Raw genomic sequence first — 25,647 nt, forward strand, 5'->3', positions numbered from 1 at the left:
TGAGATGTGGCTTAACGAGGAAAAAGACGTATGTGCGGTATTGTCGGTATCGCCGGTGTTATGCCGGTTAACCAGTCGATTTATGATGCCTTAACGGTGCTTCAGCATCGCGGTCAGGATGCCGCCGGCATCATCACCATAGATGCCAATAACTGCTTCCGTTTGCGTAAAGCGAACGGGCTGGTGAGCGATGTATTTGAAGCTCGCCATATGCAGCGTTTGCAGGGCAATATGGGCATTGGTCATGTGCGTTACCCTACGGCTGGCAGCTCCAGCGCCTCTGAAGCGCAGCCATTTTACGTTAACTCTCCGTATGGCATTACGCTTGCCCACAACGGCAATCTGACCAACGCGCATGAGTTACGTAAAAAACTGTTTGAAGAAAAACGCCGCCACATCAACACCACTTCCGACTCGGAAATTCTGCTTAATATCTTCGCCAGCGAGCTGGACAACTTCCGCCACTACCCGCTGGAAGCCGACAATATTTTCGCTGCCATTGCTGCCACAAACCGCCAAATTCGCGGCGCGTATGCCTGCGTGGCGATGATTATCGGCCACGGTATGGTTGCTTTCCGCGATCCAAACGGGATTCGTCCGCTGGTACTGGGGAAACGTGATATTGACGAGAACCGTACAGAATATATGGTCGCTTCCGAAAGCGTAGCGCTCGATACGCTGGGCTTTGATTTCCTGCGTGACGTCGCGCCGGGCGAAGCGATTTACATCACTGAAGAAGGGCAGTTGTTTACCCGTCAATGTGCTGACAATCCGGTCAGCAATCCGTGCCTGTTTGAGTATGTATACTTTGCTCGCCCGGACTCGTTCATCGACAAAATTTCCGTTTACAGCGCGCGTGTGAATATGGGCACGAAACTGGGCGAGAAAATTGCCCGCGAATGGGAAGATCTGGATATCGACGTGGTGATCCCTATTCCGGAAACCTCGTGTGATATCGCGCTGGAAATTGCGCGTATTCTGGGCAAACCGTACCGCCAGGGCTTCGTTAAAAACCGCTATGTTGGCCGCACCTTTATCATGCCGGGCCAGCAGCTGCGTCGTAAGTCCGTGCGCCGTAAACTGAATGCCAACCGCGCCGAGTTCCGCGATAAAAACGTCCTGCTGGTCGACGACTCCATCGTCCGTGGCACCACTTCTGAACAGATTATCGAGATGGCACGCGAAGCCGGAGCGAAGAAAGTGTACCTCGCTTCTGCGGCACCGGAAATTCGCTTCCCGAACGTTTATGGTATTGATATGCCGAGCGCCACGGAACTGATCGCTCACGGTCGCGAAGTAGATGAAATTCGCCAGATCATCGGTGCTGACGGGTTGATTTTCCAGGATCTGAACGATCTGATCGAAGCCGTTCGCGCTGAAAACCCGGATATTCAGCAGTTTGAGTGTTCGGTGTTCAACGGCGTCTACGTCACCAAAGATGTTGATCAGGGCTATCTCGATTTCCTAGATACGTTACGTAATGACGACGCCAAAGCAGTGCAACGTCAGAACGAAGTGGAAAATCTCGAAATGCATAACGAAGGATGATGCCTTCGCTCAGGGTGCCGGTCTGGCACCCTGACTTGCAACTCCCGCCGAAATCCTGCAAAGTCTGCCTGCAAGTCTGACAGGGCAACTATTTATGAAACGACTTATTGTGGGCATCAGCGGTGCCAGCGGCGCGATTTATGGCGTGCGCTTATTACAGGTTCTGCGCGATGTCGCAGATGTTGAAACGCATCTGGTAATGAGCCAGGCCGCGCGCCAGACCTTACCTCTTGAAACGGATTTTTCCCTGCGCGAAGTGCAGGCGTTAGCTGATGTGACGCACGATGCGCGCGATATTGCTGCCAGCATCTCTTCTGGTTCTTTCCAGACGCTGGGGATGGTGATTTTACCCTGTTCGATCAAAACCCTGTCCGGCATTGTCCATAGCTATACTGATGGCTTACTGACCCGTGCGGCAGATGTTGTGCTGAAAGAGCGTCGCCCGCTGGTGCTCTGCGTGCGTGAAACACCATTGCACTTAGGCCATCTGCGTTTAATGACCCAGGCGGCAGAAATCGGTGCGGTGATTATGCCTCCCGTTCCGGCGTTTTATCATCGCCCGCAATCCCTTGATGATGTGATAAATCAGACGGTTAACCGTGTACTCGATCAATTCGCCATAACGCTTCCTGAAGATCTCTTTGCCCGCTGGCAGGGCGCATAACCTCATTGTTGCCCTGTTTCAGGGCAATTTTGCAACCGCGATCAAATCCTCGACATTTTGTTCCTTTCGATGAATCGAAACGCTGCGATTCAACCGCCATACCTGCTATCTTCAACTTCAGGACAATAATGCAACGTCTTATTAACATATTTAACGTTAAATGTTACTGTTGTCGTAAAGATGGCATAAGACCTGCATGAAAGAGCCTGCAAACACACAACACAATACACAACATAAAAAAGCCATTTTCACTTGAGGGTTATGTATGAAGAAGTCGATTCTCGCTCTGTCTTTGTTAGTCGGTCTCTCCGCAGCGGCTTACAGCTATGCGGCGCTACCGGAGACGGTACGTATCGGAACCGATACCACCTATGCGCCTTTCTCGTCGAAAGATGCTAAAGGTGATTTTGTTGGCTTTGATATCGATCTCGGTAACGAGATGTGCAAACGGATGCAGGTGAAATGTACCTGGGTTGCCAGTGACTTTGACGCGCTGATCCCCTCACTGAAAGCGAAAAAAATCGACGCCATTATTTCGTCGCTTTCCATTACCGATAAACGTCAGCAGGAGATTGCTTTTTCCGACAAGCTGTACGCCGCAGATTCTCGTTTGATTGCCGCCAAAGGTTCGCCGATTCAGCCAACGCTGGATTCACTGAAAGGTAAACATGTGGGTGTGCTGCAGGGATCAACCCAGGAAGCTTACGCTAACGAGACCTGGCGTAGCAAAGGTGTGGATGTGGTGGCCTATGCCAACCAGGATTTGGTCTATTCCGATCTGGCTGCAGGACGTCTGGATGCTGCGTTACAAGATGAAGTTGCTGCCAGCGAAGGATTCCTCAAGCAACCAGCCGGCAAAGAGTTCGCTTTTGCTGGCTCATCAGTGAAAGACAAAAAATACTTCGGTGACGGCACCGGTGTAGGGCTACGTAAAGATGATGCGGAACTGACGGCTGCCTTCAATAAGGCGCTTGGCGAGCTGCGTCAGGACGGCACCTACGACAAGATGGCGAAAAAGTATTTTGACTTTAATGTCTACGGTGACTGATACGTCGCAGGGAAGCTGTACCTGATGGAATGATCATCATGGTGCACGCCAGGTTTGTTGCACTATCGTGGTGCATTGAAATGCATACTTAAGCATTTTTAATGAAAAATAATACGTCTAACGGGGCGGGATATTTTGCCTTGATGGTCAATTTTATGGCACGATAAGTGTAACAAACCTGTAAATATTCCCTATAAAAAGACTGTCAGTTGAGGACATTATGAAAAAACTGGTGCTATCGCTCTCTCTGGTTCTGGCCTTCTCCAGCGCAACTGCGGCATTTGCTGCGATTCCGCAAAACATCCGCATCGGTACCGACCCGACCTATGCGCCATTTGAATCAAAAAATTCACAAGGCGAACTGGTTGGCTTCGATATCGATCTGGCGAAGGAGTTGTGCAAGCGCATCAATACGCAATGTACGTTTGTCGAAAACCCACTGGATGCGTTAATCCCGTCCTTAAAAGCGAAGAAGATTGACGCCATCATGTCATCGCTTTCCATTACGGAAAAACGTCAGCAAGAAATTGCCTTCACCGACAAACTGTACGCTGCCGATTCTCGTCTGGTGGTGGCGAAAAATTCCAACATTCAGCCGACAGTCGAGTCGCTGAAAGGCAAACGGGTAGGCGTATTGCAGGGCACCACCCAGGAGACGTTCGGTAACGAACACTGGGCACCAAAAGGCATTGAAATCGTCTCTTATCAGGGGCAGGACAACATTTATTCTGACCTGACTGCCGGACGTATTGATGCCGCGTTCCAGGATGAGGTCGCTGCCAGCGAAGGTTTCCTCAAACAACCCGTCGGTAAAGATTACAAATTCGGTGGTCCGTCTGTTAAAGATGAAAAACTGTTTGGCGTAGGGACCGGCATGGGCCTGCGTAAAGAAGATAACGAACTGCGCGAGGCACTGAACAAAGCCTTTGCCGAAATGCGCGCTGACGGTACTTACGAGAAATTAGCGAAAAAGTACTTCGATTTTGATGTTTATGGTGGTTAATCGCCATCGGTGAAAGAAAGTCCGCTCCCTTCGGGTAACAGGAGGGAGACAAGAGGCGGTAATTCACCACACACGACAGGACAGGCAGCATGTTGTATGGGTTTTCAGGTGTTATTTTACAGGGTGCGCTCGTCACGCTGGAGCTGGCGATCAGCTCTGTAGTGCTCGCTGTAATCATCGGTTTAATTGGCGCTGGCGGTAAGCTCTCGCAAAATCGGCTTTCGGGGCTGATTTTCGAAGGGTACACCACGCTGATTCGAGGCGTGCCGGACTTGGTGTTGATGCTGCTAATTTTCTACGGTTTGCAGATTGCACTAAACACGGTGACGGAGGCGATGGGCGTCGGGCAGATTGATATCGATCCGATGGTCGCTGGTATTATTACTCTCGGTTTTATCTACGGTGCTTATTTTACCGAAACGTTCCGTGGTGCTTTTATGGCAGTGCCGAAAGGACATATAGAGGCGGCGACGGCGTTCGGTTTCACTCGTGGGCAAGTGTTTCGGCGGATCATGTTTCCGGCGATGATGCGTTACGCCCTGCCAGGCATTGGCAACAACTGGCAGGTGATCCTCAAATCTACCGCTCTGGTTTCGTTACTTGGCCTGGAAGATGTGGTCAAAGCCACGCAGCTGGCAGGAAAAAGTACCTGGGAACCGTTCTATTTCGCCATCGTTTGTGGCGTGATTTACCTGGTTTTCACCACCGTTTCCAATGGTGTGCTGCTGTTCCTTGAGCGCCGCTACTCCGTGGGTGTGAAGAGGGCTGACCTGTGATCGAAATCTTACATGAATACTGGAAACCGCTGCTGTGGACCGACGGTTATCGCTTTACTGGTGTGGCGATCACTCTGTGGCTGCTTATTTTGTCGGTAGTGATAGGCGGAGTCCTGGCGCTGTTTCTGGCGATTGGTCGTGTCTCCAGTAATAAATACATCCAGTTTCCAATCTGGTTATTTACCTATATTTTTCGCGGTACGCCGCTGTATGTTCAGTTGCTGGTGTTCTATTCCGGCATGTATACGCTGGAGATTGTTAAGGGGACCGAGTTTCTTAACGCTTTCTTCCGCAGTGGCCTGAACTGTACCGTGCTGGCGCTGACGCTTAACACCTGCGCTTACACTACCGAGATTTTTGCTGGGGCAATCCGTTCGGTTCCGCATGGGGAAATCGAAGCCGCCAGAGCCTATGGCTTCTCGACTTTTAAAATGTATCGCTGCATTATTTTGCCTTCTGCGCTGCGTATTGCGTTACCGGCATACAGCAACGAAGTAATCCTGATGCTGCACTCTACTGCGTTGGCATTTACTGCCACGGTGCCGGATCTGCTGAAAATAGCCCGCGATATTAACGCCGCCACGTATCAACCTTTTACCGCCTTCGGCATTGCCGCGGTGCTCTATTTAATCATCTCTTATGTCCTGATCAGCCTCTTTCGCAGAGCGGAAAAACGCTGGTTGCAGCATGTGAAACCGTCTTCAACGCACTGAGAATACGATGTCCGAGAATAAATTAAACGTTATCGATTTGCACAAACGCTACGGCGAACACGAAGTGCTGAAAGGGGTTTCACTGCAAGCGAATGCCGGAGATGTAATTAGCATCATCGGATCGTCGGGATCGGGGAAAAGTACCTTTCTGCGCTGCATTAACTTCCTCGAAAAACCGAGCGAAGGATCGATCGTGGTCAATGGCCAGACGATCAATCTGGTGCGCGACAAAGATGGTCAACTCAAAGTCGCCGATAAAAATCAGCTGCGCTTACTGCGCACACGCCTGACGATGGTATTCCAGCACTTCAATCTCTGGAGCCATATGACGGTGCTGGAAAACGTCATGGAAGCGCCGATTCAGGTGTTGGGCCTGAGCAAGCAGGAAGCGCGCGAGCGGGCGGTGAAGTATCTGGCAAAAGTCGGGATAGACGAGCGTGCGCAGGGGAAATATCCGGTGCATCTTTCCGGCGGTCAGCAACAGCGTGTTTCCATCGCAAGGGCGCTGGCAATGGAACCGGAAGTTTTACTATTTGATGAACCTACCTCGGCGCTCGATCCTGAACTGGTAGGCGAAGTGTTACGTATTATGCAGCAATTGGCAGAAGAGGGGAAAACCATGGTGGTAGTGACTCACGAAATGGGCTTTGCTCGCCATGTTTCTACTCACGTCATTTTCCTCCATCAGGGGAAAATAGAAGAAGAGGGCGCGCCAGAACAGTTATTTGGTAACCCGCAAAGCCCTCGTCTGCAACAGTTCCTTAAGGGATCGCTGAAATAATTCCCCCTCCGGTGGCTAACGCTGCCGGAGTATTTTCAAGGGGAATTTGCGAGTCAGCTTCCGCTGAAATGTAAAAGTTGCAGTCCGCTAAAAATAGTTCTGAATTCGCTGTCCAAAGATAAAAACTGCCTGCTGCATTGGGTGTTAATCGTGGTTATTGTCGCGTCATCTTAAATTTGAGGGGTGACGGAACGCCATGACTATATCGACAACTTCCACACCGCATGATGCGGTATTTAAATCTTTTTTACGCCATCCAGACAACGCGCGGGATTTTATTGATATTCATCTTCCCGCGCCGCTGCGCAAACTGTGTGATTTAACGACGCTCAAACTGGAACCAAACAGTTTTATTGATGAAGACCTGCGGCAATATTATTCCGACCTCTTGTGGTCTGTGAAAACGCAGGAGGGAGCGGGTTATATTTATGTGGTGATAGAGCACCAAAGTAAGCCAGAGGAATTAATGGCTTTTCGCATGATGCGCTATTCCATTGCGGCGATGCAAAACCATCTTGATGCGGGTTATAAAGAGCTTCCATTAGTGATCCCGATGCTGTTTTATCATGGTTGCAGAAGCCCTTATCCATATTCACTCTGCTGGCTTGATGAATTTGCCGAGCCTGCGATTGCCCGCAAAATTTATTCATCGGCTTTTCCGCTGGTGGATATTACCGTGGTGCCGGATGACGAGATTATGCAACATCGCAAAATGGCGCTGTTGGAGTTAATTCAGAAACATATTCGTCAGCGCGATCTGTTGGGATTAGTCGACCAAATTGTTTCGCTGCTAGTTACAGGAAACACTAATGACAGACAGCTAAAAGCCCTGTTTAATTACGTATTACAAACGGGGGATGCCCAGCGTTTCCGTGCATTTATTGGTGAGATAGCGGAACGCGCACCACAAGAAAAGGAGAAACTGATGACCATTGCTGACAGATTACGTGAAGAAGGCGCAATGCAGGGCAAACACGAAGAAGCCCTGCGTATTGCTCAGGAGATGCTGGAGAGAGGTTTAGACAGAGAGTTAGTTATGATGGTGACCCGACTTTTACCAGACGATCTTATCGCGCAAAGCCACTAATTCTGTAACACCAGGAGTTAACTGGCGGATGTTTGCAGTAAACCACATCAGCGAACAACATCCGCCAGCGCCTCTTCTAAATCGTACCAGCGAAACGCAAAACCCGCTTCTTCCAGCCGTTTAGGCAGCGCGCGTTGTCCACCTAATACCAGTACTGAAGATTCGCCCATTAACAGTCGAATGGCGGTCGCGGGGACGCGCAAAATGGCCGGGCGATGCAGCGCATGACCGAGCGCATGGGCAAATTGTTCATTGCGTACCGGGTAGGGCGAAACCATATTAAATGGTCCACGCAGCTCGTTATCCAGCAGCCAGAGAATGCCGTTGACCATATCATCAATATGAATCCAGGCCAGATACTGCCGACCGGAGCCAATCGGCCCGCCCAGACCAAGACGAAACGGCGGCAGCATTTTACCGAGAATACCGCCATCCGGTGCCAACACTACGCCGGTACGCAGCAGGCACACTCGCGTTTTGTCACTTTGTGCCCGGCAGGCAATTTCTTCCCAGCGGGCGCAGAGTTTATGGGTAAATTCGTTATGCGGCGGTTCCTCTTCGGTAACCACCACTTCACCTAAGTCGCCATAATAGCCCGTTGCCGAGCCGGAAATGAGTACCGACGGTGGCGTGTCGCTGGCATTAATCAAATCGACCAGTTTTTGCGTGATATTCCAGCGGCTTTGGCAGAGACGCTCTTTTTGCTCGTGAGTCCAGCGTTTATCAGCAATCGGTTCTCCGGCCAGATTGATTACCGCATCAACGCCGTTGAGGTTGCTTTGATCGGCAAGCCCTTGCCATAGTGTCACCCGAGGGCCGAGAACGGAACTGGCTTTCTGCGGGTTACGCGTCATTACCGTGATTTGATGGCCCAGCTCCAGCAAACGTGGAATCAAATGGCGACCAATTAATCCCGTCCCTCCGGTGATCACTATGTTCATGCAGCCTCCCGATATGGCGGTTAACGCTGCCAGCTTAAGGTCATGGATACCGAATCAGCGTAGCGCAGCGCGTGCAGTTTATCGATCTCCACTTCAGCATACGTCACCCAGTGATGTTCACGTGCGATATCGAGCACATCCTGAGTTAATTTTTCCAGCAAAGAGAAACGGTTATTCTCTACATGCTGAATAATGTTTTTCGTTACGGTGCGATAATTCAGCGCATCGTTGATATCTTCGCTAGTGCGCGCTTTATCGGCGGGGTAGTGGATCGTCACATTGATAACAATATCCTGACGGTTGTTAATTTCTTCTTCCTTAATTCCGATAAACGTACGTAAACGAAGGTTCTTTATACGAATAATAGCGGCAGGTTGTGCCATTGCAGGTTCTCCGTTGTTTTACTTAGAATGAAATAATACACGAGAACCTGTTTCTGTTAACTATCCGAACGCTCATCACCGAGTTGTGCTTTTAGCAGTGCCTGACCGGTGGCAGGGCGCGAACGGATCCGCTCATGCCAGTTCTTGACTGCCGGATACATTGCAAGGTCAATTCGCTGGCGAGTCCAGGCATTAACCCACGGCCAGCAGGCAATATCCGCAATGCTGTAGTTCTCACCTCCCAGCCAGGGCGAGTTTTCCAGCCGCTTGTTCAGTACATGGTACAGACGCTGAGTTTCAACCTGATAACGTTCAATAGCGTAAGGAATGGTTTGGGGGGCAGCGTGATTAAAATGATGATTCTGCCCAAGCATCGGCCCCAGTCCGCCTACCTGCCAGAATAACCACTGTAATGTGGCGGCGCGCTCACGCGTTTCATGACTCAAAAAGAGTCCTGTTTTCTCAGCCAGATACAACAAAATGGCACCAGACTCAAAGAGGCTTAGCGGTTCGCCGCCATCGGCTGGAGAATGATCAACAATTGCCGGAATTTTGTTGTTAGGCGAAATGTGCAAAAATTCCGGGCGAAACTGACCGCCTTTCCCCAGGTCTACCTTAATCAAGCGATAATCCAGCCCTGCTTCTTCGAGAAACAGCGTAATTTTGTGACCATTTGGTGTCGGGGCGAAATAGAGATCGATCATTGCAGCTCCGGTTGTCTAATCATCTGAACACCACAAGTATAGAAAGCGCGGCGACTTGCGTGAGTATTCGTCACGTGACAGTGACAAAAAGGCTCTATAGTTTGATAGCTAGCCCCCTTTATTGCCGAGGACATAATGAGTAAACCCGCTATCACGCTTTGGTCAGATGCCCATTTTTTCTCCCCTTATGTGTTATCCGCCTGGGTGGCGTTGCAGGAGAAAGGCCTGTCGTTTCATATCAAGACCATCGACCTCGACAGCGGTGAACATTTGCAACCGACGTGGCAAGGTTACGGTCAGACACGCCGTGTGCCGTTATTACAAATCGATGATTTTGAGTTGAGTGAATCTTCTGCCATTGCGGAGTATCTGGAAGATCGATTTGCGCCACCGACCTGGGAACGTATTTATCCGCTTGATTTAGAAAATCGTGCGCGTGCACGACAGATTCAGGCTTGGTTGCGCAGCGATCTGATGCCCATCCGCGAAGAGCGTCCGACGGATGTTGTCTTTGCGGGGGCGAAAAAAGCGCCACTTACGGCCGAGGGAAAAGCCAGTGCAGAGAAACTGTTCGCGATGGCAGAACATTTGTTAGTACTGGGTCAGCCGAATTTATTTGGTGAATGGTGCATTGCTGATACTGATCTGGCGCTAATGATTAACCGCCTGGTACTACATGGCGATGAGGTGCCAGAACGCCTGGTGGATTATGCGACATTCCAGTGGCAGCGAGCGTCTGTCCAGCGTTTTATTGCACTTTCAGCGAAGCAATCTGGCTGATAGCAACGACAGAATCCAGTATCATAGCTTACGTTTTTTCGACGAGGAGTGAGTGATGAAACTGATGTTTGCATCGGACATTCATGGGGCGTTACCGGCGACGGAACGTGTTCTGGAGTTGTTTGCCCAAAGCGGTGCCCAGTGGCTGGTGATCCTTGGCGACGTGTTGAATCACGGCCCGCGTAATGCTTTACCGGAGGGTTACGCGCCAGCCAAAGTCGCTGAACGGCTTAATGAAGTGGCACATAAGGTTATCGCTGTGCGCGGCAACTGCGACAGCGAAGTGGATCAAATGCTGCTGCATTTCCCGATAACCGCGCCGTGGCAACAGGTATTACTGGAAAAACAACGTCTGTTTTTGACGCATGGTCATCTTTTTGGCCCGGAAAATCTGCCTGCTTTAAACCAGAACGATGTGCTGGTGTACGGTCATACCCATCTGCCAGTGGCAGAACAGCGGGGGGAGATTTTCCACTTCAACCCCGGCTCGGTGAGTATTCCGAAAGGCGGTAATCCGGCGAGTTATGGCATGCTGGATAATGACGTACTTAGTGTAATCGCACTCAATGATCAAAGTATCATTGCGCAGGTCGCGATTAATCCGTAATTTACCCACAACTCAAAATGCGCCGTAAGAGCGCCAGAAAAAGAAGGTTTCCTGATAATGGAACAGCGTCGTTTGGCAAGTACTGAATGGGTGGATATTGTCAATGAAGAGAACGAAGTCATTGCACAAGCCAGCCGGGAACAAATGCGGGCACAGTGTCTGCGTCATCGTGCAACTTACATCGTCGTGCATGATGGCATGGGCAAAATTCTGGTCCAGCGTCGTACCGAGACAAAAGACTTTTTACCCGGCATGTTAGATGCGACCGCAGGCGGTGTGGTCCAGGCCGATGAGCAACTGCTGGAATCCGCGCGTCGCGAAGCGGAAGAAGAGTTGGGCATTGCCGGTGTCCCCTTTGCCGAGCACGGGCAGTTCTATTTCGAAGATAAAAATTGCCGTGTCTGGGGCGCGTTGTTCAGTTGCGTCTCTCACGGTCCCTTCGCCCTACAGGAAGATGAAGTCAGTGAAGTTTGCTGGCTGACACCGGAAGAAATCACCGCACGCTGCGATGAGTTCACTCCAGACTCGCTGAAAGCGCTGGCGTTGTGGATGAAGCGCAATGCCAAAAATGAAGCCGTAGAGACTGAAACGGCAGAATGAAAAAAGAGCCGCAATTGCGGCTCTTAACATTTTTAGTGGTAGCCCATCAACTGAGCGCCGATCACCACGACGCTGGACATAATAAACAGCAGTCCAAGCAGTGTCGCGCCCACCTTCAGCCAGTTACGGAAGTCCACCCGGCAAACACCTAGCGTTGCCATTAACGAAGCTGAGGTTGGGTAAATGATGTGGCTGAAGCCATCACCAAACTGGAACGCCAGCACGGTAACCTGACGGTTAACACCGACCAGATCGCCAAGCGGTGCCAGTAACGGCATGGTTAACGCCGCCTGACCAGAACCGGACGTCACGAAGAAATTAAATACTGCCTGGAAGAGCAACATAAACCAGGCCGCGACCGCATTGTCCAGACCGCTAATGGCATTGGCAATGCTGTTGAGGATGGTATTTAACACGCTGGCATCACCCGCTTCACCATTACCGACCAGCAGCAAAATCCCTTTGGCGAAACCCACCAGCAGGGCAGGGGCGATCATCATTCGCGCCCCTTCGGTAAAGGATGAAGCCATGGTATTAACCGTCATGCCGTTAAGGCGGAAAACAACGCCGATGATGCCAATCACCAGACCCATGGTGAAGAACTGGCTGGCAATTTCTGGAATAAACCAGGCATTAACGATCACGCCCCAAATCACCCAGACCATTACGGCGGTCAGGACAATCAATACCAGCCAGTCACCAAAGGTAAACGGACGTTGTTCAACATCTGCCTGCTTTTCACGAAAGAAGCGGTCGGACTCATGCACGCGTGACAGAAGAGGATTCTTTTTCACTCGTGAGGCGTACACCATGGTAAAGATCAGGCCAATCAGAGTGGCGATAACCCACACCACGATGCGCAATCCGGAGCCAGAAAGCACCGGAACGCCGGCAATCCCCTGAGCAACGACCACACAAAACGGGTTCATCCACGAACTGGCAAAACCGATTTGCGTGGCAATATAGGTCACCAGGACGGTGGTAATACTGTCATAGCCCAGCCGGACCATTAGCGGTGCGATGATAATGGCAAAGGCGACGGCCTCTTCTCCCATACCAAATACCGCGCCGCCAAGTGAAAACAGAATAAACAGCGCAGGAATAAAGAGAATTTCATTCCCGCGGGTATGGCGAATAAGCGCCAGGATACCGTTATCAATGGTTCCTGTACGCATCACAATGCCAAACGCGCCGCCAATCACCAGCATAAACATGATGATGCCAACGGCTGTCCCGTATTTCGATCCTGAGGTTAACCCTTCAAACGGGAAGTTCATCAGGCCCGGGCGTTCATCGCCCGTCGTGAACAGCTGTACGCGGTGATACTCAGGTTCGCCTGCTTCGTTAGTCAGAATGCGAAATGAGTGTGGATCTACGACTTTGCGTGTTTTTGTTTGACCATCAACCTGATACTGCACTTCCTGACTGTCAAACATGCCCACCGGAACTACCCAGGTGGCAAGACTGGTTAAAATGGCAACAAAAAAGATAATCACCAACGTATCGGGCATTGCCCATCTTCTGGTTGGTTTGGATTCAGTGATTGCGGACATAGCGCAAATATTCCCTTGCACAAAACAAAGTGGTAAGTATGCAAAGTGAGATGGCGCAATTCATTGATGCAGCGCAGTTAAGCAAGATAATCAGAAAGGATTAATGCAAATTAAGAGAATAAAAAACCGGAAATAGTCACTATTTCCGGTTCCGATATCCGCAGCGCAAAGCTGCGGATGATGACGAGATTACTGCTGCTGTGCAGACTGAATCGCAGTCAGCGCGATGGTGTAGACGATATCGTCAACCAGTGCGCCACGGGACAGGTCGTTAACCGGCTTGCGCATACCCTGCAGCATCGGCCCGATGGAGATCAGGTCGGCAGAACGCTGTACCGCTTTGTAGGTGGTGTTACCGGTGTTCAGATCCGGGAAGATGAACACGGTAGCGCGACCTGCAACCGGAGAGTTCGGCGCTTTGGATTTCGCAACGTCAGCCATTACCGCAGCGTCGTACTGCAGCGGACCGTCGATCATCAGGTCAGGACGTTTTTCCTGCGCCAGACGAGTTGCTTCGCGAACTTTTTCTACGTCGCTACCAGCACCAGAAGTCCCGGTGGAGTAGGAGAGCATAGCAACGCGCGGTTCGATACCGAAGGCCGCAGCGGAATCAGCGGACTGAATCGCGATTTCTGCCAGCTGTTCTGCGGTCGGATCCGGGTTGATCGCACAGTCACCGTAAACGTAAACCTGTTCCGGCAGCAGCATGAAGAACACGGAAGATACCAGGGAGCTGCCCGGTGCAGTTTTGATCAGCTGCAGCGGCGGACGGATGGTGTTTGCGGTAGTGTGAACAGCACCGGAAACCAGACCATCAACTTCATCCTGTTCCAGCATCAGCGTACCGAGAACCACGTTATCTTCCAGCTGTTCGCGGGCAACGGTTTCGGTCATGCCTTTGTTCTTACGCAGTTCGACCAGACGACCAACATAGCTTTCGCGAACCACTTCTGGATCAACGATTTCAATGCCTGCACCCAGTTCTACACCCTGAGACGCTGCAACACGGTTGATCTCTGCCGGATTACCCAGCAGTACGCAAGTTGCGATACCACGTTCAGCACAGATAGCGGCTGCTTTAACGGTACGCGGTTCGTCACCTTCCGGCAGAACGATACGTTTGCCCGCTTTGCGCGCAAGTTCGGTCAGCTGATAACGGAACGCTGGCGGAGACAGACGACGGCTGCGCTCAGAAGTGGCAGTCAGAGAATCGATCCAGTCAGCGTTGATGTAGTTAGCAACGTATTCCTGAACTTTCTCGATACGCTCGTGATCGTCAACCGGAACTTCCAGGTTGAAGCTCTGCAGGCTCAGAGAAGTCTGCCAGGTGTTGGTGTTCACCATAAATACCGGCAGGCCGGTAGCGAAAGCACGTTCGCACAGTTTAGAAATGCGCGCGTCCATTTCGTAGCCGCCAGTCAGCAGCAGGGCACCGATTTCTACGCCGTTCATGGCTGCCAGGCACGCGGCAACCAGCACGTCAGGGCGGTCTGCGGAAGTCACCAGCAGAGAACCGGCACGGAAGTGCTCCAGCATGTGCGGAATGCTGCGTGCGCAGAAAGTGACGGATTTAACGCGGCGAGTATTGATGTCGCCTTCGTTGATGATGGTCGCATTCAGGTGGCGAGCCATATCGATCGCACGAGTCGCGATCAGGTCAAAGCTCCACGGCACAGCGCCGAGAACCGGCAGCGGGCTGGATTCTTGCAGCTTCGCCGGATCAACATTGTTTACTTTAGCTTTGGAAGAGTCGTCGAAAATCTCGGACAGATCCGGGCGAGTACGACCCTGTTCATCAACCGGTGCGTTCAGTTTGTTAACGATAACGCCGGTGATGTTGGTGTTTTTGGCACCGCCGAAGCTGTTGCGGGTCAGTTCGATACGCTCTTTCAGCTGTTCCGGGGTGTCAGTGCCCTGAGACATAACGAAGACGATTTCCGCATTCAGCGTTTTAGCGATTTCGTAGTTCAGAGACTGGGCAAACTGGTGCTTACGTGTCGGGACCAGACCTTCAACCAGAACGACTTCAGCGTCTTTGGTGTTAGCGTGGTAGTTTGCGACGATCTCTTCCATCAGCACATCTTTCTGATTGCTGGAAAGCAGACCTTCAACGTAGCTCATTTTCAGCGGTTCAGCGGCCGTCGTGGTGGAAGAGTTCGCACGCACGATAGTGGTAGTCTGATCGGGCGCATCGCCACCGGTACGCGGCTGAGCGATAGGTTTGAAAACGCTCAGACGAACGCCTTTGCGTTCCATTGCACGGATCACGCCAAGGCTGACGCTGGTCAGACCGACGCTGGTTCCGGTAGGGATCAGCATAATAATACGGGACACGGTTTATCCTCTTTCGTTACCGCCGATTTGGCGGGTTACAAAACAGCACCGCCAGCTGAGCTGGCGGTGTGAAATCAGGCAGTCAGGCGGCTCGCGTCTTGCGCGATAACCAGTTCTTCGTTGGTTGGGATAACCACCGCAGGACGGGTACCTTCTTTGTTGATGAAACCAGATTTGCCGAAACGTGCAGCCAGGTTGCGTTCATGATCAACTTCAAAGCCCAGCACGCCCAGTTTGCCCAGAGACAGCTCACGAACCATCGCGGCATTTTCACCGATACCACCGGTGAATACAACAGCGTCCAGACGACCATCCATCAGCGCAGTGTAGGCACCAATGTATTTCGCCAGGCGGTGGCAGTAAACGTCCATCGCGCGCTTCGCGTCTTCTTTCGTCGCGTAGTTGTCTTCAACATAGCGGCAGTCGCTGGTCACTTCGGTCAGACCCAGCAGGCCAGACTCTTTGGTCAGCAGTTTGTTGATTGCGTCAACGCTCATGCCCAGGGTGTCGTGCAGGTGGAAGATGATCGCCGGATCGATATCACCAGAACGGGTACCCATGACCAGACCTTCCAGCGGGGTCAGGCCCATAGAGGTGTCAACGCATTTACCGTTGCGGATAGCAGAAACGGAACCACCGTTGCCCAGGTGGCAGGTGATGATGTTCAGTTCTTCTACCGGTTTGTTCAGCATTTTTGCCGCTTCCTGGGTTACATAGAAGTGGCTGGTGCCGTGCGCGCCGTAACGACGGATGCCGTGCTCTTTGTACAGGTTGTACGGCAGGGCGTAGAGGTAAGACTCTTCCGGCATAGTCTGGTGGAACGCGGTGTCAAATACAGCAACGTTTTTGTCTTTCAGCTGTGGGAAAGATTTCAGAGCTTCTTCGATACCGATCAGGTGAGCCGGGTTGTGCAGCGGTGCAAAAGAAGCTGCATCTTTGATACCCTGAATAACAGACTCATCGATCACTACGGAGCTGGTATACTTTTCGCCGCCGTGTACGATACGGTGACCGATAGCAGTCAGCTGCGCAGACAGTTCTGGTTTTTGTGCCAGAATAGTATTAACGATAAAGTTGAGCGCTTCGCTGTGAGCGGCGCCTGCACCTAAAGCCGCTTCCTGTTTATTGCCGTCCATTTTCCATTTGATACGTGCTTCGGGCAGGTGGAAACATTCGGCTAAACCAGAAAGGTACTCTTCACCATTTACTGCATCGATGATGGCAAATTTCAGTGAAGAACTACCGCAGTTCAGAACCAGTACTAACTTACTCGACATGGAAGTACCTATAATTGATACGTGGCTAAAAAAACGTCAGGGAGCCATAGAGCGTAGCGCATGATGACACCGACATTTATGATTAACATCATGCACTGCAAATTTTTTTTGCATGATGGAAGAAATATCTTGAGTCTATGCCATTTTGCGTAATTTTCAGCCAATGGCATAATGTATATGAATTTGACGACTCAATGAATATGTACTACTTAGGCCTTCAGGCTGCTAAAGGATACCTGATAGTGGGTATGGAAGACAAAATGTTTTGAACGTTGTCCCGCTGAGTTGTGAATTTGCACAAATTTTTGAATCTTTATATGTGAAGTTGAGGTGAAGCATGTCAACGCCGGATAATCGTTCTGTTAATTTTTTTAGCTTGTTTCGCCGGGGACAGCATTACTCAAAGACGTGGCCGCTGGAAAAACGCCTTGCCCCGGTCTTTGTCGAAAATCGCGTTATCAAGATGACGCGTTATGCGATCCGTTTTATGCCGCCGATCGCCGTATTTACTCTCTGCTGGCAGATTGCCCTGGGCGGTCAGCTTGGGCCGGCAGTTGCCACTGCGCTGTTCGCTTTAAGTTTACCCATGCAGGGATTGTGGTGGCTGGGCAAACGTTCTGTAACGCCATTACCCCCTGCAATCCTTAACTGGTTTTATGAAGTTCGCGGTAAATTGCAGGAGTCTGGACAGGTGTTGGCACCCGTTGAAGGCAAGCCTGATTACCAGGCATTAGCTGACACGCTTAAGCGCGCATTCAAACAACTGGATAAAACTTTCCTTGATGATTTGTAATTGACCCCTGATTACGCATATAAAAGAAGGCATACTCAGCCTTCTTTTTTTTCACCGTAGTAGAGTGATACAGGAGTCAACAATGGAAATGACCAACGCGCAACGTCTTATTTTGTCTAACCAGTACAAGATGATGACTATGCTCGATCCGGCAAATGCTGAACGTTACCGTCGCCTGCAAACAATCATTGAGCGTGGTTATGGATTACAGATGCGTGAACTGGATCGCGAGTTTGGCGAGCTGAAAGAAGAAACCTGCCGCACTATCATCGACATTATGGAGATGTATCATGCGTTGCATGTTTCCTGGTCTAATTTGCAGGACCAGCAATCCATCGATGAACGTCGTGTCACCTTCCTCGGCTTTGACGCCGCCACTGAAGCACGTTACCTCGGTTATGTCCGCTTTATGGTTAATGTGGAAGGGCGCTATACCCATTTTGACGCCGGAACTCACGGTTTTAACGCCCAGACGCCAATGTGGGAAAAATATCAGCGCATGCTTAATGTGTGGCATGCCTGCCCGCGTCAGTACCATTTGAGCGCCAACGAAATTAATCAAATTATCAACGCCTGAGGAGGCCCGCGTGCGGTGCAAAGGTTTTCTGTTTGATCTTGATGGAACGCTGGTGGATTCCCTGCCTGCGGTAGAGCGGGCGTGGAGCAACTGGGCCAGACGTCATGGGTTAGCGCCGGAAGAGGTGCTGGCTTTCATTCACGGTAAACAGGCGATCACCTCTCTGCGCCATTTTATGGCGGGCAAATCCGAGGCTGATATTGCCGCCGAGTTTACGCGTCTGGAGCAAATCGAGGCCACGGAAACCGAGGGTATTACCGCGCTTCCGGGGGCAATCGCCTTACTCAATCATTTGAATAAAGCAGGTATTCCGTGGGCCATTGTGACTTCTGGCTCCATGCCGGTAGCGCGAGCGCGCCATAAAGTAGCTGGGCTTCCCGCGCCAGAGGTGTTTGTGACCGCTGAGCGAGTGAAGCGCGGAAAACCAGAACCTGATGCGTATCTGCTAGGCGCGCAGCTGCTGGGGCTTGCGCCGCAGGAGTGTGTAGTGGTGGAAGATGCTCCCGCTGGCGTGCTTTCTGGCCTGGCGGCGGGTTGCCATGTCATTGCGGTTAACGCTCCGGCAGATACCCCGCGCCTGAATGAGGTCGATTTAGTCCTCCACAGTCTGGAGCAAATTACTGTGACCAAACAGCCAAATGGCGATGTTATTATTCAGTGAAACACCTGATCATGATTTAGCCCCGTCTCGTCGGGGCTTTTTTATGGCAGAATCAAGTCATCCCCCTCAATTAACAAGGATAAGTTGTGAACGGTGAATTGATTTGGGTTCTTTCATTACTGGCCGTTGCCATCGTCTTGTTTGCGACGGGCAGAGTGCGTATGGATGCGGTCGCTTTGTTTGTTATTGTCGCGTTTGCATTAAGCGGAACGCTGACGGTCCCCGAAGTATTTTCCGGCTTTTCCGATCCTAACGTTGTCCTGATTGCTGCCTTGTTCATTATTGGCGATGGTTTGGTCCGTACCGGTGTTGCCACTGTAATGGGGACATGGCTGGTCAAAGTGGCGGGCAACAGTGAAATCAAAATGTTGGTTTTGTTGATGCTGACCGTCGCGGGGCTTGGCGCGTTTATGAGTTCAACCGGCGTTGTCGCTATCTTTATTCCCGTGGTGTTAAGCGTTGCCATGCGTATGCAAACTTCGCCGTCGCGCCTGATGATGCCGTTGAGTTTTGCCGGGCTGATTAGCGGCATGATGACGCTGGTGGCGACGCCGCCGAACCTGGTAGTCAACAGTGAATTGCTGCGTGAAGGCTATCACGGCTTCAGTTTCTTTAGCGTAACACCTATTGGCCTGGTCGTGCTGGTGCTGGGTATTTTGTATATGTTAGTGATGCGTTTCATGCTGAAAGGGGATACCCAGACCCCACAGCGCGAAGGCTGGACGCGTCGAACCTTTCGCGATCTTATCCGTGAATATCGACTGACCGGGCGTGCGCGTCGTCTGGCTATTCGCCCCGGTTCGCCAATGATTGGTCAACGGCTGGACGATCTCAAATTACGTGAGCGTTATGGCGCTAACGTCATCGGTGTTGAACGCTGGCGGCGTTTTCGTCGCGTTATCGTGAACGTTAATGGGGTTTCTGAATTTCGCGCGCGTGACGTTTTGCTTATTGATATGTCTGCGGCTGATGTCGATCTCCGGCAATTTTGTAGTGAGCAATTGCTGGAGCCGATGGTACTGCGCGGCGAGTATTTTTCTGACCAGGCCCTTGATGTGGGCATGGCAGAGATTTCATTAATTCCTGAGTCAGAACTTATTGGTAAATCGGTGCGCGAAATTGGTTTTCGTACCCGCTACGGACTGAATGTGGTGGGGCTAAAGCGCAATGGCGAGGCGCTGGAAGGTTCGCTGGCGGATGAGCCTCTGCTGCTGGGCGATATCATCCTGGTTGTGGGTAACTGGAAACTGATCGGTATGCTGGCCAAACAGGGCCGTGACTTTGTGGCGCTGAACTTACCAGAAGAAGTGAGTGAAGCATCGCCAGCACACAGTCAGGCACCTCATGCCATTTTTTGCCTGGTGTTGATGGTGGCGTTAATGCTGACCGATGAAATTCCTAATCCTGTTGCCGCTATCATCGCCTGCCTGCTGATGGGGAAATTCCGCTGTATCGATGCTGAAAGCGCCTATAAATCCATTCACTGGCCGAGCATTATTTTGATCGTTGGGATGATGCCGTTTGCTGTGGCATTACAGAAAACGGGAGGTGTCGCGCTGGCGGTGAAAGGGCTGATGGACATTGGCGGCGGTTACGGGCCGCATATGATGCTGGGTTGTTTGTTTGTCTTGTCGGCGGTTATTGGGCTATTTATCTCTAATACCGCAACGGCGGTGTTGATGGCTCCGATTGCGCTGGCTGCTGCCAAAACGATGGGTGTGTCGCCTTATCCATTTGCGATGGTCGTGGCGATGGCAGCATCCGCCGCCTTTATGACGCCGGTTTCTTCACCTGTTAACACACTGGTTTTAGGTCCGGGAAATTACAGCTTCAGTGACTTTGTGAAGTTGGGGGTACCGTTCACCATTATCGTGATGGCGGTTTGTGTGGTGATGATCCCGATGCTGTTTCCGTTTTGACAAGAGCCTGATGTCGCATCCGGCGCTTATTGCCTGATGCGACGCAGACTCCGGCTGCTTACAGCGGTGAATCCTGGCTAATCTCATCGAGCGAAAGATGGAAGCTGGGAACAAAGACTTCCATGAAGTAGTCCATCTCCTGGCTGCGGCGCGCTTCAAGCGTCGCTTCCAGTCGCGTTTTTGCCAGCAAGAATTCATTATTTCCCGCCGCGAGTTCTTCCAGACATTTCAGATATGCACACAGTGCATCTGCCTGTTTCACCAGCGATTTCTCTTCATCGCTATATGCATGCTCGTCAATTAACGGCGCAAAAATATCCTGCAGCTCTTCCGGAACCATATCGACCAGTTTTTGCTGAGCGATTTTTTCAATCGCCTTGTATTCCTGAGCGATTTGCGAATTGAAGTATTTCACCGGAGTAGGGAGATCGCCGGTGAGCACTTCTGAGGCATCGTGGTACATCGCCAGTAAAGCGATACGTTCGGCGTTGACATTACCGCCAAATTTCCGATTTTTGATAGCTGCCAGCGCATGGGCGACCATCGCTACCTGCAAACTGTGTTCGGACACATTTTCCGTCCGCACGTTGCGCATCAGCGGCCAGCGGTTAATGAGTTTCAGGCGGGAGAGATGGGCAAAAAAATGGCTCTGTTTCATAGTGACCTTACGTATGATGACATCATCAGGTCATTGTGGCGGGATAACACTGCCGGATGCAATCTCCGGCAGTGAAATTAAGATTACAGCTGATGATAACCAGAAAGGAAACGCGCGAACTTACTCAAAGACAGCTCGATATCATCGACACGCGGTAGCGTGACAATGCGGAAGTGATCCGGCCACGGCCAGTTGAATGCCGTCCCTTGCACCAACAGAACTTTTTCCTGCAACAGGAAATCCAGCACCATTTTCTGATCGTCGTGAATATTAAAGCGTTTGGCGTCGATTTTCGGGAACATGTACAGCGCACCACGCGGTTTCACGCAGGAAACGCCCGGAATATCATTGATCAATTCCCATGCGCGGTTACGCTGCTCATAAAGACGACCGCCAGGGGTAATAAATTCACTGATGCTCTGATAACCGCCCAGCGCGGTCTGAATGGCGTGTTGCGCAGGAACGTTAGCACACAGGCGCATTGAGGCCAGCATTTCCAGACCTTCGATGTAACCTTTGGCGTGTTTTTTCGGCCCGTTCAACACCATCCACCCCTGACGGAAGCCAGCAACGCGGTACGTTTTCGACAGTCCGTTAAAGGTAATAGTCAGCAGATCAGGTGCCAGCGGCGCAATTGAGTGATGCTCAGCGTCGTCGTAGAGAATTTTGTCATAAATTTCATCGGCGAAGATAATGAGATTATGCTGACGTGCAATCTCCACTATCTCCATCAAAAGCTCTTTGGAATATACCGCGCCAGTTGGGTTATTTGGGTTGATAATAACGATCCCACGCGTACGAGGCGTAATTTTAGCGCGAATATCATCAAGGTCCGGGAACCAGTCAGAGGATTCATCGCAAAGATAATGCACCGCTTTACCGCTGGAGAGCGAAACCGCCGCGGTCCATAGTGGGTAATCAGGTGCAGGAACCAACATTTCGTCGCCGCTGTTCAGCAATGCCTGCATTGCCTGAACGATAAGCTCCGATACACCATTGCCGATGTAAATATCTTCCACGGTAACATCACGCATGCCACGAGCCTGGTAGTGCTGCATGATGGCTTTACGCGCGGAGTAAAGCCCTTTGGAATCGCAATACCCTTGAGCGGTAGGCAGGTTGCGAATCACGTCAACGAGGATTTCATCTGGCGCGTCAAAACCGAACGGGGCAGGGTTGCCGATGTTCAGTTTCAGTACCTTGTTACCTTCTTCTTCCAGGCGTTTTGCTTCTTTCAGCACCGGACCACGGATGTCGTAACAGACATTCTCTAATTTGCTGGATTTTTCAATGGGGGACATGAATCTTGACCTTTTTTGCTGTTATCGCCACTCCCTGCCGTGGAAGTCAGCTTAGAACAATGTACTCCCCCAGGACGGCGTTTTGAAGGTCTGCAGAATAAGATTTTGCCAGAGGGGAAGACTCGATTGTGCTGTTAATAACTTAATAATGGCAAAATAATGAGGTGTATATGCTTAGTAATTAATGTTATGTAGTGAATTGTTCTGATTCTTAATTGTGAGTGTGGTTTTTTTATCTGTAAGATAATTGTTTGAAAATGCCTCGTTTAAGAATTCACTAATGAATCGTGATGATGATATTTCCGCATTACGGAGAGTTTAACAGCGTGATGATTTCCGAGGTGTCGTAATGGGTGCAAGGTGTGAAACTATTGTTAAGCGGGATTAATGAATGAGGATGATGCTAATTAATTATTATTTAATATTCAAAAAGGTTTTGTTGTGCTTATTAATAATAGAAGATTACTTTGCCTAACATAACATAACTTTGCATCAGATAATTCGCAATGACCCTTATAAATAAAAGGTTTTTGGGGTAAAATGCTCGCATAAATGACGGATCCCTGCTCTTGATGCCGCCTCACCATTGCTGTTTGTACGTGTTCGCGTATGACCAGCGATGCTGCACGAGAGTGGAACAAGGACTCACATTTACATTTATACAAACACGCGCATGTCATAAATACAAAAGAGTGAGTAACTTAATAGATATGCGATTCCTGAAGATATATTCTGTGATCTACTTCAGGCATTATAACGGAACAATGTGAGTCGCTTTTTTAGTGCAACTCATATGCATTTTTACTTTCGTCCGGGTTCCGGATGAAACTGCCAGGGAGGCACATTACAAATGGAATTGCTTGTTTGTGTGTGCACAGCATTAACCAGCTCAGTATGAGCCGCCAGTAAGTGATAATATATGATAAGTGCAAATCGTCCGATAATTAACCTCGACCTCGATCTGCTGAGAACATTTGTTGCTGTTGCCGATCTGAACACTTTTGCTGCCGCAGCTGCCGCTGTGTGTCGTACTCAGTCCGCCGTAAGTCAGCAAATGCAGCGTCTGGAACAACTCGTTGGGAAAGAACTGTTCGCTCGTCACGGTCGCAACAAACTGTTAACTGAACATGGCATTCAACTTCTTGGTTACGCCAGAAAAATTCTGCGTTTTAATGATGAGGCCTGCTCATCATTAATGTTCAGTAATCTTCAGGGCGTGTTAACTATCGGTGCTTCAGATGAATCTGCCGATACGATCTTACCTTTCCTGTTAAATCGCGTGAGTTCGGTTTATCCGAAACTAGCGCTGGATGTCCGCGTTAAACGTAATGCCTATATGGCAGAAATGCTGGAATCCCAGGAAGTGGATTTGATGGTAACCACCCATCGTCCTTCAACGTTTAAGGCATTGAACCTGCGTACCTCGCCAACACACTGGTACTGCGCAGCGGAATACGTATTGCAAAAAGGCGAGCCGATCCCTCTTGTATTGCTGGATGATCCTAGCCCGTTTCGCGATATGGTGCTGGCGACGCTTAATAAAGCAGATATTCCATGGCGACTGGCTTATGTCGCCTCGACGCTTCCGGCAGTTCGTGCGGCAGTAAAAGCCGGTCTTGGCGTGACGGCAAGGCCGGTCGAGATGATGAGTCCAGACCTGCGTGTGCTGAGTGGAGTAGATGGCTTACCGCCGCTACCCGATACCGAATATTTGCTGTGCTATGACCCGTCCAGTAATAATGAGCTGGCCCAGGTGATCTATCAGGCGATGGAGAGCTACCATAATCCGTGGCAATACAGCCCAATGTCTGCTCCGGAAGGCGATGACTCATTGTTGATTGAAAGGGATATCGAGTAATCGACGGACCATAGATAATTTCTGAGACAATAGTGTAAAAACGAGCCGCTGGGGGTGTTTTAAACCCCAGCGGCTTTTTTTTAGTAAAAAGCCTTCCTCGTATCGTGCAGAACGTACAAAACTGTTCATTTTTCAATCACCAGAGATTCACGTCCCGAACGCACAAATAATCGCCTGAAAAAAATCACCTGCTACAATGATGTTAAAAAATACGTAAATTTGTTGCTGCGTTTTTGTTATGGAATGACAAAAGCGTGTCACAGATCAAGAAAATACTCTCTTTTGGGGGGAGGAATCGACACAAATTCCTGTCAAAATAGACCCGTATTTTTTCCATTGCTTCACAACGGACACGATTCAACAACATCTAATTATCCTGGAGTCGTCAAGGATCTGGGTTGAAAGGGCATTAAATGCTAATTGTGTTGATATTATGTAAACTAATGTGAAGAAACTTTTGTTAAAGTTGACAAAAGGTTATAGAAAGGAGTAAAAGACCACATCAATTAGCTGTATAAAAGAATTTCTACAGTGATTGTAAGGTTTTTTTTATTCCTCCCCATGAATCGATGTGGCGTCCATCTGCCGTGAAGAGCAGTGAATCTGGCGCTACTTTTGATGAGTAAGCAATGAGTATGTCAACATCCACTGAAGTCATCGCTCATCACTGGGCATTCGCTATCTTTCTTATCGTTGCCATTGGCCTGTGTTGCCTGATGCTGGTAGGCGGTTGGTTTTTAGGCGGTCGCGCACGCGCAAGGTCGAAAAACGTTCCGTTTGAATCCGGTATCGACTCGGTCGGCTCCGCCCGCTTACGCCTGTCCGCCAAGTTTTATCTGGTGGCCATGTTCTTCGTTATCTTCGACGTTGAAGCGCTGTATCTGTTCGCATGGTCAACCTCTATCCGCGAAAGCGGCTGGGTAGGCTTTGTGGAAGCTGCAATTTTTATTTTTGTGTTACTGGCAGGTCTGGTTTATCTGGTGCGTATTGGCGCGCTGGACTGGACGCCCGCGCGTTCACGCCGCGAGCGTATGAACCCGGAAACGAACAGTATCGCTAATCGTCAACGCTAACCGCGAGG

Annotated in this window: 25 protein-coding genes; 17 read left to right on the forward strand and 8 right to left on the reverse strand. The window is 50.4% G+C overall.

Going from position 1 to position 25,647, the window contains the following annotated elements:
* Positions 1-30: 30 nt before the first annotated feature.
* The 8 genes from purF to rpnB all read left to right on the forward strand — a co-directional run bounded on the left by purF (position 31) and on the right by rpnB (position 7,620).
* Positions 31-1,548, forward strand: coding sequence for an amidophosphoribosyltransferase (purF, locus tag ACJHYR_RS18955; RefSeq protein WP_059327912.1), 1,518 nt, complete (start codon positions 31-33; stop codon positions 1,546-1,548).
* Positions 1,549-1,642: 94 nt separating this feature from the next.
* Positions 1,643-2,212, forward strand: coding sequence for a flavin prenyltransferase UbiX (ubiX, locus tag ACJHYR_RS18960; protein ID WP_059327913.1), 570 nt, complete (start codon positions 1,643-1,645; stop codon positions 2,210-2,212).
* A gap of 265 nt (positions 2,213-2,477) precedes the next feature.
* On the forward strand, positions 2,478-3,260 hold the full coding sequence (gene argT / locus ACJHYR_RS18965; RefSeq protein WP_072837544.1) for a lysine/arginine/ornithine ABC transporter substrate-binding protein ArgT: 783 nt from the start codon (positions 2,478-2,480) through the stop codon (positions 3,258-3,260).
* Between the two features lie 220 nt (positions 3,261-3,480).
* Complete coding sequence (gene hisJ, locus ACJHYR_RS18970; protein ID WP_047625048.1) at positions 3,481-4,263, forward strand: histidine ABC transporter substrate-binding protein HisJ; 783 nt, start codon at positions 3,481-3,483, stop codon at positions 4,261-4,263.
* Between the two features lie 89 nt (positions 4,264-4,352).
* Positions 4,353-5,039: a histidine ABC transporter permease HisQ gene (gene hisQ / locus ACJHYR_RS18975; RefSeq protein WP_000965518.1), complete on the forward strand. Its 687-nt coding sequence runs from the start codon at positions 4,353-4,355 to the stop codon at positions 5,037-5,039.
* Entirely contained in the window at positions 5,036-5,752 is a 717-nt protein-coding gene (locus ACJHYR_RS18980) for an ABC transporter permease (RefSeq protein ID WP_000569958.1), read from the forward strand. The genes hisQ and ACJHYR_RS18980 overlap by 4 nt, the downstream gene beginning before the upstream one ends.
* Before the next feature lie 7 nt (positions 5,753-5,759).
* A complete protein-coding gene (gene hisP / locus ACJHYR_RS18985) occupies positions 5,760-6,533 on the forward strand; it encodes a histidine ABC transporter ATP-binding protein HisP (RefSeq protein ID WP_001293612.1) in 774 nt (257 codons plus the stop codon).
* Between the two features lie 196 nt (positions 6,534-6,729).
* Positions 6,730-7,620 (forward strand): recombination-promoting nuclease RpnB, encoded by an 891-nt coding sequence (rpnB, locus tag ACJHYR_RS18990; RefSeq protein ID WP_059327914.1) that lies wholly within the window; start codon positions 6,730-6,732, stop codon positions 7,618-7,620.
* A 47-nt stretch (positions 7,621-7,667) separates the two neighbouring features.
* Here the strand turns inward: rpnB and ACJHYR_RS18995 are convergent, their stop codons facing one another.
* Genes ACJHYR_RS18995 through yfcG form a run of 3 tightly spaced genes read right to left on the reverse strand, consistent with a single transcriptional unit; the run spans position 7,668 to position 9,648 of the window.
* On the reverse strand, positions 7,668-8,561 hold the full coding sequence (locus ACJHYR_RS18995) for a TIGR01777 family oxidoreductase (RefSeq protein ID WP_001551399.1): 894 nt from the start codon (positions 8,559-8,561) through the stop codon (positions 7,668-7,670).
* 20 nt (positions 8,562-8,581) lie between these two features.
* Entirely contained in the window at positions 8,582-8,944 is a 363-nt protein-coding gene (gene folX, locus ACJHYR_RS19000) for a dihydroneopterin triphosphate 2'-epimerase (protein ID WP_000068457.1), read from the reverse strand.
* Positions 8,945-9,000: 56 nt separating this feature from the next.
* Positions 9,001-9,648 (reverse strand): GSH-dependent disulfide bond oxidoreductase, encoded by a 648-nt coding sequence (gene yfcG, locus ACJHYR_RS19005; protein ID WP_001551398.1) that lies wholly within the window; start codon positions 9,646-9,648, stop codon positions 9,001-9,003.
* Between the two features lie 135 nt (positions 9,649-9,783).
* Between yfcG and yfcF the strand changes: the two genes are divergently transcribed.
* The 3 genes from yfcF to yfcD are packed head-to-tail and all read left to right on the forward strand — an operon-like array spanning position 9,784 to position 11,635.
* Positions 9,784-10,428: a glutathione transferase gene (gene yfcF / locus ACJHYR_RS19010; protein WP_000042442.1), complete on the forward strand. Its 645-nt coding sequence runs from the start codon at positions 9,784-9,786 to the stop codon at positions 10,426-10,428.
* Between the two features lie 55 nt (positions 10,429-10,483).
* On the forward strand, positions 10,484-11,035 hold the full coding sequence (yfcE, locus tag ACJHYR_RS19015) for a phosphodiesterase (RefSeq protein WP_021527232.1): 552 nt from the start codon (positions 10,484-10,486) through the stop codon (positions 11,033-11,035).
* A 57-nt stretch (positions 11,036-11,092) separates the two neighbouring features.
* Positions 11,093-11,635, forward strand: a complete 543-nt coding sequence (gene yfcD, locus ACJHYR_RS19020) for an NUDIX hydrolase YfcD (protein WP_000437935.1) — start codon at positions 11,093-11,095, stop codon at positions 11,633-11,635.
* A gap of 32 nt (positions 11,636-11,667) precedes the next feature.
* On the opposite strand, the gene yfcC is transcribed toward yfcD, so the two are convergent.
* The 3 genes from yfcC to ackA form a co-directional block, all read right to left on the reverse strand.
* Positions 11,668-13,188, reverse strand: coding sequence for a putative basic amino acid antiporter YfcC (gene yfcC / locus ACJHYR_RS19025; protein ID WP_001274493.1), 1,521 nt, complete (start codon positions 13,186-13,188; stop codon positions 11,668-11,670).
* Positions 13,189-13,377: 189 nt separating this feature from the next.
* Entirely contained in the window at positions 13,378-15,522 is a 2,145-nt protein-coding gene (gene pta, locus ACJHYR_RS19030) for a phosphate acetyltransferase (RefSeq protein WP_000086716.1), read from the reverse strand.
* A 74-nt stretch (positions 15,523-15,596) separates the two neighbouring features.
* Positions 15,597-16,799 carry an acetate kinase gene (gene ackA / locus ACJHYR_RS19035; protein WP_000095707.1) on the reverse strand — a complete coding sequence of 401 codons (1,203 nt, stop codon included), beginning with the start codon at positions 16,797-16,799 and terminating at the stop codon, positions 15,597-15,599.
* Between the two features lie 337 nt (positions 16,800-17,136).
* On the opposite strand from ackA, the gene yfbV reads away from it, so the two are divergent.
* The 4 genes from yfbV to ACJHYR_RS19055 all read left to right on the forward strand — a co-directional run bounded on the left by yfbV (position 17,137) and on the right by ACJHYR_RS19055 (position 20,749).
* A complete protein-coding gene (gene yfbV / locus ACJHYR_RS19040; RefSeq protein ID WP_000106627.1) occupies positions 17,137-17,592 on the forward strand; it encodes a terminus macrodomain insulation protein YfbV in 456 nt (151 codons plus the stop codon).
* Between the two features lie 82 nt (positions 17,593-17,674).
* Positions 17,675-18,169: a YfbU family protein gene (locus ACJHYR_RS19045; RefSeq protein ID WP_000426124.1), complete on the forward strand. Its 495-nt coding sequence runs from the start codon at positions 17,675-17,677 to the stop codon at positions 18,167-18,169.
* A 10-nt stretch (positions 18,170-18,179) separates the two neighbouring features.
* Positions 18,180-18,830, forward strand: coding sequence for a hexitol phosphatase HxpA (hxpA, locus tag ACJHYR_RS19050; RefSeq protein ID WP_001203403.1), 651 nt, complete (start codon positions 18,180-18,182; stop codon positions 18,828-18,830).
* Positions 18,831-18,916: 86 nt separating this feature from the next.
* A complete protein-coding gene (locus ACJHYR_RS19055) occupies positions 18,917-20,749 on the forward strand; it encodes an SLC13 family permease (RefSeq protein WP_001012888.1) in 1,833 nt (610 codons plus the stop codon).
* Positions 20,750-20,807: 58 nt separating this feature from the next.
* Here ACJHYR_RS19055 and yfbR read toward each other — a convergent pair whose 3' ends face one another.
* Positions 20,808-21,407, reverse strand: coding sequence for a 5'-deoxynucleotidase (gene yfbR, locus ACJHYR_RS19060; RefSeq protein WP_000813854.1), 600 nt, complete (start codon positions 21,405-21,407; stop codon positions 20,808-20,810).
* An 83-nt stretch (positions 21,408-21,490) separates the two neighbouring features.
* Positions 21,491-22,708, reverse strand: a complete 1,218-nt coding sequence (gene alaA, locus ACJHYR_RS19065; protein ID WP_000074527.1) for an alanine transaminase AlaA — start codon at positions 22,706-22,708, stop codon at positions 21,491-21,493.
* 919 nt (positions 22,709-23,627) lie between these two features.
* On the opposite strand from alaA, the gene lrhA reads away from it, so the two are divergent.
* Together lrhA and nuoA are read left to right on the forward strand one after the other, a co-directional pair.
* Complete coding sequence (gene lrhA / locus ACJHYR_RS19070) at positions 23,628-24,566, forward strand: transcriptional regulator LrhA (RefSeq protein ID WP_000622290.1); 939 nt, start codon at positions 23,628-23,630, stop codon at positions 24,564-24,566.
* Between the two features lie 629 nt (positions 24,567-25,195).
* Positions 25,196-25,639 (forward strand): NADH-quinone oxidoreductase subunit NuoA, encoded by a 444-nt coding sequence (gene nuoA / locus ACJHYR_RS19075; RefSeq protein WP_000062997.1) that lies wholly within the window; start codon positions 25,196-25,198, stop codon positions 25,637-25,639.
* Positions 25,640-25,647 lie beyond the last annotated feature (8 nt).

The sequence above is a fragment of the Escherichia sp. WS1450 genome, assembly GCF_046487395.1.
GTDB classification, from domain to species: domain Bacteria; phylum Pseudomonadota; class Gammaproteobacteria; order Enterobacterales; family Enterobacteriaceae; genus Escherichia; species Escherichia coli.

Coding starts and splice junctions, on each gene's coding strand:
- purF (WP_059327912.1), top strand. CDS start 31: ATGTGCGGTATTGTCGGTATCGCCGGTGTTATGCCGGTTAACCAGTCG.
- ubiX (WP_059327913.1), top strand. CDS start 1,643: ATGAAACGACTTATTGTGGGCATCAGCGGTGCCAGCGGCGCGATTTAT.
- argT (WP_072837544.1), top strand. CDS start 2,478: ATGAAGAAGTCGATTCTCGCTCTGTCTTTGTTAGTCGGTCTCTCCGCA.
- hisJ (WP_047625048.1), top strand. CDS start 3,481: ATGAAAAAACTGGTGCTATCGCTCTCTCTGGTTCTGGCCTTCTCCAGC.
- hisQ (WP_000965518.1), top strand. CDS start 4,353: ATGTTGTATGGGTTTTCAGGTGTTATTTTACAGGGTGCGCTCGTCACG.
- hisP (WP_001293612.1), top strand. CDS start 5,760: ATGTCCGAGAATAAATTAAACGTTATCGATTTGCACAAACGCTACGGC.
- rpnB (WP_059327914.1), top strand. CDS start 6,730: ATGACTATATCGACAACTTCCACACCGCATGATGCGGTATTTAAATCT.
- ACJHYR_RS18995 (WP_001551399.1), bottom strand. CDS start 8,561: ATGAACATAGTGATCACCGGAGGGACGGGATTAATTGGTCGCCATTTG.
- folX (WP_000068457.1), bottom strand. CDS start 8,944: ATGGCACAACCTGCCGCTATTATTCGTATAAAGAACCTTCGTTTACGT.
- yfcG (WP_001551398.1), bottom strand. CDS start 9,648: ATGATCGATCTCTATTTCGCCCCGACACCAAATGGTCACAAAATTACG.
- yfcF (WP_000042442.1), top strand. CDS start 9,784: ATGAGTAAACCCGCTATCACGCTTTGGTCAGATGCCCATTTTTTCTCC.
- yfcE (WP_021527232.1), top strand. CDS start 10,484: ATGAAACTGATGTTTGCATCGGACATTCATGGGGCGTTACCGGCGACG.
- yfcD (WP_000437935.1), top strand. CDS start 11,093: ATGGAACAGCGTCGTTTGGCAAGTACTGAATGGGTGGATATTGTCAAT.
- yfcC (WP_001274493.1), bottom strand. CDS start 13,188: ATGTCCGCAATCACTGAATCCAAACCAACCAGAAGATGGGCAATGCCC.
- ackA (WP_000095707.1), bottom strand. CDS start 16,799: ATGTCGAGTAAGTTAGTACTGGTTCTGAACTGCGGTAGTTCTTCACTG.
- yfbV (WP_000106627.1), top strand. CDS start 17,137: ATGTCAACGCCGGATAATCGTTCTGTTAATTTTTTTAGCTTGTTTCGC.
- ACJHYR_RS19045 (WP_000426124.1), top strand. CDS start 17,675: ATGGAAATGACCAACGCGCAACGTCTTATTTTGTCTAACCAGTACAAG.
- yfbR (WP_000813854.1), bottom strand. CDS start 21,407: ATGAAACAGAGCCATTTTTTTGCCCATCTCTCCCGCCTGAAACTCATT.
- alaA (WP_000074527.1), bottom strand. CDS start 22,708: ATGTCCCCCATTGAAAAATCCAGCAAATTAGAGAATGTCTGTTACGAC.
- lrhA (WP_000622290.1), top strand. CDS start 23,628: ATGATAAGTGCAAATCGTCCGATAATTAACCTCGACCTCGATCTGCTG.
- nuoA (WP_000062997.1), top strand. CDS start 25,196: ATGAGTATGTCAACATCCACTGAAGTCATCGCTCATCACTGGGCATTC.